Annotated in this window: 13 protein-coding genes and 1 pseudogene; 9 read left to right on the plus strand and 5 right to left on the minus strand. The window is 57.6% G+C overall.

Annotated elements, in window-relative coordinates; all coding sequences use genetic code 11:
* Nucleotides 1–801: 801 nt before the first annotated feature.
* From DIE22_RS16270 to DIE22_RS16285, 4 genes are all read left to right on the plus strand, one after another.
* Nucleotides 802–1,335, plus strand: coding sequence for a hypothetical protein (locus DIE22_RS16270; protein ID WP_124605513.1), 534 nt, complete (start codon nucleotides 802–804; stop codon nucleotides 1,333–1,335).
* A gap of 73 nt (nucleotides 1,336–1,408) precedes the next feature.
* Nucleotides 1,409–1,717, plus strand: a complete 309-nt coding sequence (locus tag DIE22_RS16275; RefSeq protein ID WP_124605514.1) for a hypothetical protein — start codon at nucleotides 1,409–1,411, stop codon at nucleotides 1,715–1,717.
* Nucleotides 1,718–1,755: 38 nt separating this feature from the next.
* Nucleotides 1,756–2,106 carry a hypothetical protein gene (locus tag DIE22_RS16280; RefSeq protein WP_124605515.1) on the plus strand — a complete coding sequence of 117 codons (351 nt, stop codon included), beginning with the start codon at nucleotides 1,756–1,758 and terminating at the stop codon, nucleotides 2,104–2,106.
* Nucleotides 2,107–2,356: 250 nt separating this feature from the next.
* A complete protein-coding gene (locus tag DIE22_RS16285) occupies nucleotides 2,357–2,848 on the plus strand; it encodes a hypothetical protein (RefSeq protein WP_124605516.1) in 492 nt (163 codons plus the stop codon).
* Nucleotides 2,849–2,873: 25 nt separating this feature from the next.
* Here DIE22_RS16285 and DIE22_RS16290 read toward each other — a convergent pair whose 3' ends face one another.
* Entirely contained in the window at nucleotides 2,874–3,290 is a 417-nt protein-coding gene (locus DIE22_RS16290) for a hypothetical protein (protein WP_124605517.1), read from the minus strand.
* Nucleotides 3,291–3,531: 241 nt separating this feature from the next.
* A pseudogene (locus tag DIE22_RS16295) lies at nucleotides 3,532–4,110 on the minus strand (SOS response-associated peptidase family protein); the annotation flags it as partial.
* Nucleotides 4,111–4,114: 4 nt separating this feature from the next.
* Between DIE22_RS16295 and DIE22_RS16300 the strand changes: the two are divergent.
* Entirely contained in the window at nucleotides 4,115–6,214 is a 2,100-nt protein-coding gene (locus DIE22_RS16300; RefSeq protein ID WP_185640625.1) for a DUF262 domain-containing protein, read from the plus strand.
* Nucleotides 6,215–6,233: 19 nt separating this feature from the next.
* A complete protein-coding gene (locus tag DIE22_RS16305; RefSeq protein WP_124605519.1) occupies nucleotides 6,234–7,283 on the plus strand; it encodes a hypothetical protein in 1,050 nt (349 codons plus the stop codon).
* A 172-nt stretch (nucleotides 7,284–7,455) separates the two neighbouring features.
* On the opposite strand, the gene DIE22_RS16310 is transcribed toward DIE22_RS16305, so the two are convergent.
* From DIE22_RS16310 to DIE22_RS16320, 3 genes are all read right to left on the minus strand, one after another.
* Complete coding sequence (locus tag DIE22_RS16310) at nucleotides 7,456–8,424, minus strand: hypothetical protein (protein WP_124605520.1); 969 nt, start codon at nucleotides 8,422–8,424, stop codon at nucleotides 7,456–7,458.
* Nucleotides 8,425–8,539: 115 nt separating this feature from the next.
* Nucleotides 8,540–9,367: an SIR2 family NAD-dependent protein deacylase gene (locus DIE22_RS16315; protein WP_124605521.1), complete on the minus strand. Its 828-nt coding sequence runs from the start codon at nucleotides 9,365–9,367 to the stop codon at nucleotides 8,540–8,542.
* A 42-nt stretch (nucleotides 9,368–9,409) separates the two neighbouring features.
* The gene (locus DIE22_RS16320; RefSeq protein ID WP_124605522.1) at nucleotides 9,410–10,477 is read right to left on the minus strand and encodes a helix-turn-helix transcriptional regulator; all 1,068 of its coding nucleotides are present in this window, start codon (nucleotides 10,475–10,477) and stop codon (nucleotides 9,410–9,412) included.
* A 121-nt stretch (nucleotides 10,478–10,598) separates the two neighbouring features.
* Between DIE22_RS16320 and DIE22_RS16325 the strand changes: the two genes are divergently transcribed.
* The 3 genes from DIE22_RS16325 to DIE22_RS38785 all read left to right on the plus strand — a co-directional run bounded on the left by DIE22_RS16325 (nucleotide 10,599) and on the right by DIE22_RS38785 (nucleotide 12,365).
* A complete protein-coding gene (locus DIE22_RS16325; protein WP_124605523.1) occupies nucleotides 10,599–11,507 on the plus strand; it encodes a 5'-nucleotidase in 909 nt (302 codons plus the stop codon).
* 16 nt (nucleotides 11,508–11,523) lie between these two features.
* Nucleotides 11,524–11,910, plus strand: a complete 387-nt coding sequence (locus tag DIE22_RS16330; RefSeq protein ID WP_124605524.1) for a hypothetical protein — start codon at nucleotides 11,524–11,526, stop codon at nucleotides 11,908–11,910.
* A 101-nt stretch (nucleotides 11,911–12,011) separates the two neighbouring features.
* On the plus strand, nucleotides 12,012–12,365 hold the full coding sequence (locus tag DIE22_RS38785) for a hypothetical protein (RefSeq protein WP_260426684.1): 354 nt from the start codon (nucleotides 12,012–12,014) through the stop codon (nucleotides 12,363–12,365).
* The last annotated feature ends 5 nt before the right edge of the window (nucleotides 12,366–12,370 follow it).

The raw sequence follows: 12,370 nt of genomic DNA on the forward strand, positions 1-12,370 counted from the left end.
GAAAATTCCGGACTGAGTGTGCAGACCCGCACGCCACGTTGTCCGCCCGATAGCGAATCTATCAGAACGCTTGTCAGCGAGTACCGAAGCCCAGGGCGATATTCCTCGTTCATCCTGCGCAGCTCCTGGGGCAAGATGCTCAAGCTGTATGGAGCGTCCCACCACGGCATATCCCCGAATTTGGCGAGAAAAAACAGGATGGGCCATTCCTCGACTAGAACGAATCGGGCGCGTCCTTTACGGAAGGCTCGGACTTCGTCGCGCGTGGGTGCGGTCATGGAAATCTGCAAGTGGGGCCCAGTGTCAACGTAACCGAAATGCGCACCTTCGTCGTCGCGGCAAGTCTCCTGTTCCTTTTCCGGTGTTGTATAAATCATATGGTCCTTTGTTGCTTGTGTCGGGGCGAATCAGTTGTGCTTGATGTTTAGAGCGGTTGAGAAGTCTATGTCGGTCGGATTGAGATTGCAACGGATTTTGTGGGGATTATCGATTGGGGTATTGGAAAGAAATGGTCTTCTTTAGCGGATTAAAAAGGATTGGTTTTTATTTGCACTGATTTGGTGCTAAAGATTTAGTTGTTGACAATTGAAGATGGTGAGTCTTAGAGTGGCTGCCATTGATTGGAGGGGGAATGAGAAGAGCGATAAAAATCGTCATCGTTGTGTTGTACGTGTTACTGGCCGCTGAAACCCTACTCTGGGTGGCGCTTGGCGCACCACCGATTCGTTGGCGTACGTGGTATCTGCTCATTGTGCCGCTTGGTGCGTTTGTCTTTTGGCCGGGGAAACGGTGTAAATAAATATGACTAACAATATTTTTATACTCGAGGCATTCCGGGCGCGGCGAGTCGCGGAAAAGCTGTACGGAAAGTCGTTCGCGTTTCTCGACAGTAACGAGAAGTACGCGGCATTGCGAGCGGAGCACGCAGACATGCAAGCGCGCGCTGCCCAATTTGCAGTGACGAACGCACCGGGCTTTTTGCAATCGTCGGTGCTCGAGCCTTTGCGGAACCAGCGCGTACGAGGCAAAGCGGTTCAGCAAATTGTCGCGGAACGCATGCACGACGCCGAGCGTCTGCCGGCGTATCTGTCGGACGGTTTGGCTCGTCACGGCGTGAAGCTTACGACGCAGTCGACCTACAAGCATCGGCAGCCCGGTGTACTCATCGACTTGCGCAGCGGCGGGGCGGTTGAGCGCTTGTATGTCGCGGAGGGCTTCTCTCTGGCTTGGCGAGACATGGTGATAGCGGATGCCGACGCGCTTATTGTCGACCCGACGGACCCGAGGCTCACGCCGTCTGGGCGTTTCTACGCGTTCGCGTTCTATCACGTCTGATGCCCGGTCACCCATGCATAGAAATCGAGGGTATCGAGCCGATGGCCGTAGAAACGAATTGTGGGAGAGGGAAATGGGTAATGTGATGGATGAAGCGGCCGGAGTTCATGCTGAATCGACGGTGCGGTTGACACTGGATGAGCTCGAAGCCTATGACGGATTGACGGCGGTGCTCAGAGAGTATGGATTCCTGTACAAGGAGGACATGGAACTGTTCGAGGCCATGGTCCGACGCCACGACTGCCTGCGTCCGCTGATTCCGTATGCCGTCAGCGCTGGCTCCGGAGACCAGGCTTTCGCCAGGATGAACATCGCGCTGCTGCGTGCGGCGATTGTGTTGGATAGTGAGGACGAGCACCAGGAAGCGAAACTGGACCATTGAAGTTTGTCGGAAACAACTGAAGACGAAAGGAGAACCACATGAACGTTGCATCTACGGAAATGACGCGCGCGTGTCTGCTTGGCGGTCACTGGCAGGGCCATCGTGTTGAGAGTTTCCTTGAGCGTTTCACGGGAACTGCCGATTACGCCGAGGATTTGGACGACCTCGATTTCCTGATTTCGGACGTCGTCAATTTCTTCCCATATATCCACTACGAACCGGACACCGGAAAAGTTCTGAAGGTCACCAATTGCGCAGCGTTTTATGCGCTCGACCGTGAAGACCAGATGTTGGAGGTCGAGGGGCTCAGCGTTGCGAGAATGCGGATGCCGGACGACGACACGCTGTATGAGTGGTATCAGGCGTACGTCGAGAAGCGAGGCCAATAGAGGCACAGTCAACGACCAGCTACACATCAAGCTACAGCTCGCTCTGCTTCGTGTGGCGACGGAAGTGGTTGCGGCTGGAAGCGAGGCCGGTAACGGACAATAGAGTTGAAGAGTGAAAATTCGGCGACGACAAATAACCTGGAGGTCGCATGGGAGGGGTAGCTCTTTCCCGAGACTCGTCTTGTTTTCGCGGAGACGTCACATTCATTGACCGTGTTTCCGAACGCGCTAGCAGGAGCATACGAGATAGATGAAGAGCGAGGTTTTTGAAGCCATCGCTTCACGCATCGCGGAGGCTCCACGCCTGTCCGGCGCAACAAAAAACGAGCAGCAAGCAGCATTTCGTGCTCGGGTCGCGGGATTGAAACTCGTGTCGCAGGCCTCAGCCATGCTGGAATACGATGAGCAGGCGCTTGTCGACGCGTTCAGAGAGAACGGTATCCAGATAGCTCGTGGCGAAACTGAACTGAGCCTCGTGGCGGATGGCGATGGACTCGAGATTCGGCGTAATGTCATTGCTGCGCTTCGCACGTATATTCGGCCGCATCGCGAGGCGCAGCGCCGAGAGGCAATCCGCGCATACAACGCGGCGCGACCGAGCAAGGCAAAGTTTCGCGCGGAGCGTCGCGCTCAACTGGCTGCGATGGGCATCGACCTGGCCCGCTTTCGGGAAGTCTGCGATGTCATCGACAGCACGCCGTCGCAGCGGCAACGCCAACGTCGCGGACCCGTCATTGATTAATGGTCCCCCACGTTCGACCACGTGCCTAGATTGCCAGAATGTTTTGATACTTGCGGCGAAGCCAGAAAGCAATTAGCGCTGCTTCGCACTTATCGATGCGGCATTTCGTCGGAATGGAATCGCCGAACAACTCTCTCGCGCGCGCTCGGCTCGTCGCCTTGTTAGCTGTGACCCCGATGCTCCGCTTCCATATCGATGCGGTTGGAAATTCAACCGACGCCCCGAGCGCGACGGCTGCACCATAAGCACCGCCCGCTGCGAGACTGAGCGTCACGAGCGACGCTGCATTGTCGATGCGGAATGCCAGTGGCCGCTCGATAGCAACAGCAAGCCGCCCATGTGTTGATTCCTCTCGAATCACCTGACTGACGGCCCCAGCTCCTAGCTCTTGCTCGCTTCCGGCGTCTTCCAGTCTGATTAGTTTGCCGAATGCATCGAGCACCGCGACGGCTCCCTTTCGTCCAGGGTCGACGGCAATGTATCGCTGAAAATCCAGAGGGGGCGAGCGGTAATCAGAAGGCTTGGGCGGCATACGGTCTTAGCAGGCTTTTCCCCGTATAGGAATCCGTCGGGTGCCTGTTGGGACGATAGACCCAGCCGCTATCAACCGGCTGTTCCGTTGCGAATCGGGGACGACCGTTCGGACAACTGAGCTGATTCCCGTTGTCCGTTTGTTTGGGGCGCTATGCAGCCAACCTATGCTCGTAATACGGCCGCTCGCGGTCGTCGAGAATGGCGTACTGCGCCGCGAGATTGCCGGGCTCAGGCCGAAGCCAAGCGTCGACGTTCTCAGGCTTTACCGGAATAATGCATCTGTCATGGCCGGATGCGGTGACCTCAGGCGGAGGCTCATCTGTAATGGCGGCAAACGAAAGCAGGTCGGGCTCGCCTTTCCCGGACCAGCGCGACCACAAGCAGGCAACGAGCATATCGTCGGTCGGCCGGGGTTCGAATCGCAGGACGACGTTCTCGTCCTTTTCGCCTTCTTTGAGTTCTCGGCCCTCGAGCTTTGCTCGGCTAACGTTTTCAAAAAATGCAGTGACGACCAGTAGGCCATGCGAGCAACCGAAAAACTGTTTCCAAAGCCCTTCGAGGTCGTCTCTGCGGGCGTTGTATGTCCCTGGAAATTTTTTGTCGTAGAACGCCGGTTTGCCGGCAAGGCGCATTTGCGTAACCGATAGGCTGGGGTTATTCTTCGATGTGGCTGAGCGCAAGTCGAGCAGAACCAGGCGCGAATCATCGATAGCGAAAGACGGGGCAAAGCAAGTGGCATTCTCATCCGCAGAACTACAGAAACTGGGCGACCTGCTCACGGGTTATCACTTTCACATTCCTGACTATCAACGCGGTTATTCCTGGGGGCAGACGCAACTCAATGCGCTGTGGAGCGACCTGCAAATTGCCGTGCGCTCTGAGGCAAAGCAGCATTTCACTGGCATTGTGCTGCTTCGCAAGCTTGACCAAAACGGGACGACCCTGCCGTTGGTCGAGCTCGTGGATGGCCAACAGCGTGTAATCAGCGCCATGACGCTTGCTCGAACGTTGGCGCATCAAGCCGCGAACGCCGATACGGGCGAAGAAGCGTCGCAGACCCTTGACTTCAAAGTTAACTTCATCGATAACGCGGAGTTGCAGACCTATTTTGACTTCTGGGCGATGAACGATGAGCGCGAGGCGGTGCGTCTCGGGCCGAATTGTTCGAGTTATGCCGCCAACATCGAGAACGCGGCTCGATTCTTCCGTGAGCGCGCGCGCGACCTGGATGCGGCCGCCGCACGCGTCTATCTGGAGACCTTGCTCGACCGATTTCGATTGTTTGTGCTCGATGCACACCCGGAATTTGATATTCATGTGGCGTTCGAAACGCTGAATAATCGCGGCAAGAAGCTCACCACGCTGGAACTGCTGAAAAACCGGCTCATCTATCTCACCAACATTTTGCCGGACCGAGCATCGCCTGAATCGGTCCTGAGTGACGAAACGTCGCCTGTGAGCGGCAAGAACGTGCGCGTGCAGATTCATCGCGCGTGGAAGGGCATCTATCGGTCCCTTGGTCGGAGTCCAGCCACCCAGAACCATGACGACGAATTTCTGCGAGCGCACGCCATCGGCTACTTCGGGGAAGAGCGGGACGCTGGCTGGGTGGAAAATGTGTTGTTCAACGAGACCTTCACCGCGAACAATGCCGACCTGACGCTCGCCGAGATTCCGGCCTATATCCGCAGTCTGGAAGAGGCCGCTGTCTGGTGGTCGCACATGCATGAGCCGAAGCTTATGCCTCGTTCGCATCAGAAACAGCACGCGCGGTTTGCACGCATCACCTACGCCTATTTCAAGCCACTCATTCTGGCGGCATATATGCGAGCGGGCGCCGAGGCGCCTCATGCGCTTGCTCAGCCTGGGGAGCACGAAGCCTTGCTGCGGCCCGTGGCTGCGCTTCTTCAACAAATCGAGCGGTTTATCGTTATCGTACTCACCCTTTCGGGTCGAGCCGCGCACCTGGGGCGCGCGGATATGAACAATTTGGCGCACCGTCTCCTGTGCCCCGAGTCGGCATCCGAAACCACGGTGTGGGTAAAGTGCGGCGGACCAAAGATGACGGCCGGCGAGGCCGTCTGTTTTGCGCGAGATTATGTGAAAGCCTACATTGACAATAGTAGGCTGGACGGTAGTCTACTTGATGAGCGTTTCGAGTGGTATGGGGAATTTTCAGCGGCCGCCGTTGAGCAGGAAATCGCTGAGCGGATGCGACTAGGTGGTACGGGCTATTACAAATGGGCCTTCACCCGGCTCCTGCTGTTGGAGTACGAGGAGGCCCAGCGAGACGAGGGCAGTAAGCCCATTAAGCTCAAATGGCCCTGGGATGAATTCAGCTTTGACAAGACCGTCGAGCACATCTTCCCGCAAACGCCCGACGACCATGGCTATTGGAACGACGTCATAGCTATCGACGGCCGCTCCAAGGCCCTCAGAAACGCCGTGGTGCATTCGCTGGGCAATCTCATGCTGCTGTCCGCCAAGCGCAATCCGTCAGTATCCAATTTGCCGTTCCGAACCAAGGACGGTAGCCGGTGCAAGGTGACGTCGTACGAGCAGGGCAGCTACTCAGAGACGCAAGTCGCCCACATCTTTCGCGAGTGGAACATCGCGGCTATCGCGGCGCGCGGTGTGGCGCTGCTCAAGTTCGCCGAAAAGCGCTGGTCGTTCAGCTTGACTGACAAGCCAAACGACTACAACTCGTATTTGCCGTTTCTGTTCGGCGAGCGGGCCGATGAGGTGCGCGAGGGCTATGCAGGGAAAAAGGTCGACGGCCGGTCCATCAATACCCTAGTCAACGACTTGCTTGCCGACCGGTACGCCCCCTGAGGGTGTGTGATAGCCGACCGTGCATTCGCTGCGCCCTGGACGGGCGGCAGCGGTTGGCTGCTCACTTCATGTCGAGAAAAGGGTCGGCTGCAATGCCGGTAGGACTGCGCGATTTGCTGCGCGTGTGCATCAGCACCGAGCGTCGCAAACGCGCCTTGCCGTTGCCGGTCAGTGTAAATGGGGCGTCGCCCTGTTCCGATGGCCTTATTCGTTCCAGATGGATTTCACCGGCCGAACAACAACTGATATGCAGAACAGGAAAACAGATGCGGTGACGACAGCGGTTACCGCTTCTGCGCTGTCTTCGCACTATGAGGCGATGTTCCGGTCGCTCAGCAATCCGAGGTCACTGCCGCATGAGGACAATGACCGGCCAATCAGCAAGGCTCTCTTCTTTCATCTGGCAAAAGTCAAGTACGTCGGGTGGAAGCACCGAGTCGCGTTTCATCGAGCTCGCAAACATTCGATAGCAGATGTATTTCACGACCTTGTGGCCTTCTATCTTCGCTGCGCGTTATCTGAGCGCGGGTTAGAGCTTGTTCTGGAGCCGTCACTGCTTGGAAAGGACGGCAAGCGACTTCACCCGGATATCTTGGTCCGCAAGAGCGGTGAGAACATCTGCGTGATTGAGGTCAAGACGACTATCGGATTCGCCCGCCCAGACGCCAAGGCCATTGATAAGTATCTGGCTTTGAGGGAGCGGTTGGAACATGTAGCCTATGCGGCGGGCCTGCCAGTGGCGAACTGCTTCTATATCTTCGAGGAACCCGCGAACGTATCGGCTGAATTCCGTGACGTTTTTTGGGATAAGAAATTGAGTCGGGCAATGCCACGTGACGGTCTCCCGTTCCCGTTGTCCCAAATCTACCCCCTGTTCTGGGGGACGGACCCATACTACTGGGCATGGCCTACGGCAAAGGACAAGAGCCAGTGGTGCCCCGAGGTCTCAGATGAAATGCTGTTGTCCGAAGCGGAGCACCGAATAGTCACTCCGTTCGAAGATGTGATGGTTCGAATCGTCAAAATGGAGCAAGAACTAATCCGAAATCGTCCTCTTTCCTCAACCTAATTTCCCGCGTCGTCACCGGACGCGGCGACGGATACACAGTTGCAATCGACGCGCTCGTCTTGCCGCTGACAGCAGGACGTGATGTCGACTCCGACTTCGCGTGGTCTTCGCGTCAAACGGGGAGACACACAAGAGCGGCCGCAACACGCGCAGTGGGTGACGAGTTACGGTGTTATGCCGCCACGTCCATCGGATGTGAGTCGGCATAGGGAGTGAAGTCATATCCAAGCATGAAGAGAGCCGCTTCCAGCCTACGCAGGCCATCCGACCCAGAGCACCAATGTGCTTTGGCAGTTAGAAGCGCTTCGGTCAAGACCCAGTTCGCCTGTACATTGACGCGAGCCCATGCTTTCGACCCGTAATGTCCCCCATACAGCTTCCCGAATTGATATCGACCCGCTGACGGGTTACGCGACTTGCCTCCGCCGTCTCCATCGCCCCAGAGGAAGCCGAGGCGGTCGGGGACGCGTTCAGGCTGCATGGACTCCGGAAGAGTCTCGATGTATCGCCTCACAAGGAACCCTAGTGCGGCGCCTACGCGTCCATCATAGATGATGTGACCCGTGACCGCGAGCGCATAGTACTTTGTCCATCCCGCGTTCATTCTCGGGCCTCCGGTCATCGCGAAGACATCAATATTCGGGCAGTCGCAGGTAAGAGCCTCGCGTCCTTCGCGCAACACGGACACGAGCGCAGTCCCCTGGCGGTTGGCCCAGGCCATATTGGCCTTATATGCCCGGCGGTCCTTTCCAAAGCCCCATTCCATCACGTGCTGACATGCATGTTCTGCGAGTGAACGTGCGGCTTCACCTTCTTCGCCAGCCATCGAAATCGCTATCGCGGCGCTCACTTCATCAAGTCTCGCCTTGTTGATATCGAAGCCTTCCTTCTTCCACCAATACATCGAAAACAGGTCTTCGAGGGTACGTGCGTGAACTACATATACAGGCGTGGCCGATGAGGGCCGTCGGTCTCCATACCCGTGCGGGAAACGCTGCTTGAAGTCAGGCGGAAGTTGGTTCGTCGCAAAGCCGACGGTGAAATTGATGGACTTGGTTCCGCTGATGACATGTGACAGCCATGCGATGAAGCCTCGGACATGTTCGTCGTTCAGATAGTCTTTGCGATTCAAAGACAGCATACGATTTCTCCGCTGATTTCGGGGCATCCTAGCCATCAAGTGTGGCTTGCGAGGCGCCAGTTTGAGGCCTTGTTATATAACGACCGCCCTTCAGGTCATCTTTAAGGCAATCGGTTCAGCCATGACCACCGACAGCGCTGTCGAGCAGCCGTAGCGCAGCTAGTGCGTCACAGTCAATTCCAAGGCCGACGTCGGCAGGAATTTGACATTCGAGCGGATTGATGCGGATTACCCGAGGCCCGTGGCGCTCACTGAAGCGCCTGACGGTCGGTATTCTCCGACCAGCGCCCAATTCAACAACGATGAGGCGCTCGACGGGCTCAAGCCAGCTAGCAAGCCGCCTCTCTTGCTTGTTCGTGCATCTGCTTATCCACGTCGAGTCCCCGAACATGAGAATGTTCGGTCGCGCGAGCGCACCGCAGTGCGGACACTTTGGCAGCTCGCCCGTAAGCTCGCATGTGTCGTTCGCAACAATAGGATGGAATCCGTCCGCCGGCCATGTATCGTCGGTGCAGGCGTCAACGCACTGCAGTTGGTGGATGGTCCCGTGACATTCCGCGACTCGCTGCGCATCAAAACCCGCTTTCTGAAACTGACCGTCCACGTTGCTCGTGAACACAAACGCACCGTGCTTCATCTTCCCAGCCCACTTGAGCAGAATGCCAAATCCCGGGTGCGGTTGGGTTGCACGGTAAAGCGCGAGACGATGACCGTAAAAGCCCCAGCTCAGGCGCGGATTGGTCGCGAAGCCGGCAGGGTTGGCGATGTCCTCGAAGGAAAATCGATGGTGACGCAGCGCGGGATAGGCGCGCCAGAACCCCTCGGTTCCTCGAAAATCAGGCAACCCCGAATCGACGCCCATGCCGGCACCCGCCGTGATGAGCAGGCCGTCCGCATCGCGAATCCAGCTCGCAGCCTGTGTGATGGCAATGTCGTTATTCATCCAATATCCCAGTTACTCGGTTCGACCAGACTGTTTCGCGACTCAAGCACCCATGCCGTAGCGTTTCGCCAGTGCGGCCGCATCACACGCAAATTCGTCGCGAAGCGTAGCCGGCGCAATGATTTCCACCGCCGCACCGAGCGAGCGGAGCCACCATCGCAGTTTTACGCTAGGAACTACCGTACCGATTACCTTTATGCGACCGTCAGGTAGGGGCTCGAATCGTTGGTCTTTCGACATGTGCCGCTCTTCCAGTCGCTTCGCTTCTTTCGCTTCCAGCGCGAGTTCCAATACAACTGGCGCCTCCGGCAGGAAGTCGAAAACCTGTTCTTTGTCAATCGTGTCCTGCAGCCGAAAGTCACGCGGGTACGCGAACTTCTCCCCGGCATCGACCGCTGAAACGACTCGGTCCAGCCGATACAAAATCCGAAGCCAATTGGGCTTTCCTTCGTCGGGCCTTGGTGGGTGTTCCGGACTTTGGGCGACCATGTACATGAGCCCGGCTGACTCGACCAGCGCGAGTGGCCAGAGCCGTTTTGGCTTGATGTCGTCGTCCGTGGTCTCCCTGTAGGCCGGACGATACCGGACAAGCAGTTCGCGCTCGAAGAACGTCGCGGTTACAACCGTCTGAAAGACCTCGGGATTGATAGGGGGCCGACTCAACACAAAGGTGGGCTCTACCGAGTCAATCTTGTTGACCCACGCCCGATATAGCCGGCTGTCCTCCCGGTCCTGGGAAAGTCGCGTATCGGCTGCCTTGAAGAGTGGCTCAATGTCTTTCGTCACTGCCGCTGGCAGCTTATCGCCCACAAAACGCCTGAGCGCATGAAATGCAACAGCCTCGGAGGCGCTCATCAAACTTGCCGCCTGGTTAGCACCGTGCAGCCACGACTTGCGTTGCCAGAGAAGTTGCCTGCCGTCCTCAGTCGACAGGACAAGCTGGTCTCGCTCCAATGCGTCAAGACGTCGCCGTAGTTTCTTTGGATAGCCGACGTCGTGCCCTCGGTCTTTGAGAAACACGAGAAGCCGCGATGTGGACATCCATGCTTCCGAATCCCCTTCAGTGGGCAGGATGCGGAGAATCGCTTCGTCAAAGCTTGAGGTGGTCATTCTCAGCGTCGGTCGAGTAGTCAGAGAGGAAGCTTCGTTATGGCCGTCATTCTAGGGGACGATTGGGACACTTTTTGTCCCTATTGTCCTGCAAGATGGTGCTCGGCCACAGGAGAGACTTATGACTTCGAGCACAAAAATTGTCATCGCCGTTTCCGCGCGAGCGCTTTTCGACTTCGAGGCGGAAAACCAGGTGTTCCGGGAAGACGACCCGTCGGCGTATTGCGCCCTGCAGGCAGCACGACTGGATACTCCTGCGGGTCCCGGCGTTGCCTTCCCCCTGGTACGGAAGCTCCTCGCGTTCAATGGCGACGAAAACGCCGACGTAGAGGTCGCAATCCTGTCGCGTAACGACCCGGTCACAGGGCTGAGGGTGTTCATGTCGGCGCGCCATCACGGAGTCGCCATTAGTCGCGCCATCTTCACGGGCGGGGCGAAACCGCACCGGTACCTCGCGCCGCTCAAGGCCAGTTTGTTTCTTTCGGCCCATGCCCCGGACGTCAAGGAAGCGATGGCAGCCGGATTCCCGGGCGCCCACGTCTATCCGACGCTAGGCACAGCAGCCTCCACCGATGATGGAGAGCTACGCATCGCGTTCGACGGAGATTCGGTCCTCTTCAGCGATGAAGCCGAACGCATTTTCAGGCAGCGCCTGTTGCAGGAGTTCAATGACCACGAAATGCGCCACGCGCGTTCGCCGCTGCCGCCCGGCCCGCTGAAGCCATTCTTGGTCGCCTTGTGTGCGCTTCAGGGCCGTCGCAAGACCCGGGTGAGGGTGCGCACTGCCCTGGTGACCGCGCGCAGCGCCCCAGCGCATGAGCGAGCGATTCGCACGTTGATGACTTGGGGCGTCACCGTCGACGAAGCCATGTTTCTCGGAGGCAAGAACAAATCGGGCTTCCTCGCGGAATTCAGGCCCGACATCTTCTTCGACGACCATGTCGACAACTGCGAATCAGCCTCGCAGTTGGTTGCGACAGGGCATGTGCCGTACGGCATCAACAACGAATCCGGTTTGGTTCTTCACTGAGCGCGCGAATTCATAGATGAATCGAGAACTCGAGAGCACCTTGGTGGTGACTTATCCAAATATCTATCGGACGCTGACGCCCCGGTTCTCCGGGGGAAGTCGGTTTGAATGTGATGACGGCTGGTATCGAATCATCGAAGAGCTGTCGCGCAAGCTCGAGGCCGAGGCACACACGTCGGCGCTACTGGCAATCGAAGTGCAGGAGAAGCTGGGCAGCTTGCGATTCCTTCTCCATGGCGACGTGACGAGCGAAGTGGATGACTGGCTTGCTGCCGCCGCGCGTGCGAGTCAGCGCACGTGCGAGCGGTGTAGTCACCCGGCCTCGTTGCGCGGGCACGAGGATGGCCGGGTACGCACGCTCTGCCCAACCTGCGCCACGGCGATGAACTATGTCCTGGAATGACTCCGTCCCGACAAAGCGTTCTGCTTGCAATCCACGGGGGAAATGTCATGCCACAGATTCTGGAACATGTTGATGCAATCGCGCGAAGATTGAAGCGGGATGTGCTTTATCTCGACTTCGTGAAGGCAAAGCGCCCGCACCGCGAGGACTATCGGCGTCTCGAGAGCCGCGCGCGCATCGTGCAATGGCTGGACAGCGAAGGCATCGGCTGGTGCGAGTGTGGGCCGTTCGCATCAGAGACGGTGATACGTTCGTACGCAGGCGAGATTTTCATCGACGTGCCGTTCGACGAGAACGACGCGCAATACCGCAAGATTCAGGCGTTCCTCGAGTATCCAGACGGCACGACGCGCTTCGGCGACGTCAAGTTCTACATCGTCACGCTACAGCTTGCCATGAAGAACGCGCACCACGATGAACCCGGGTTCTGGGACCGCTGGGCCGACAACTTCTAATCCGT

This window comes from Burkholderia sp. Bp9142 (genome assembly GCF_003853415.1).
Classification (GTDB): Bacteria; Pseudomonadota; Gammaproteobacteria; order Burkholderiales; family Burkholderiaceae; genus Burkholderia.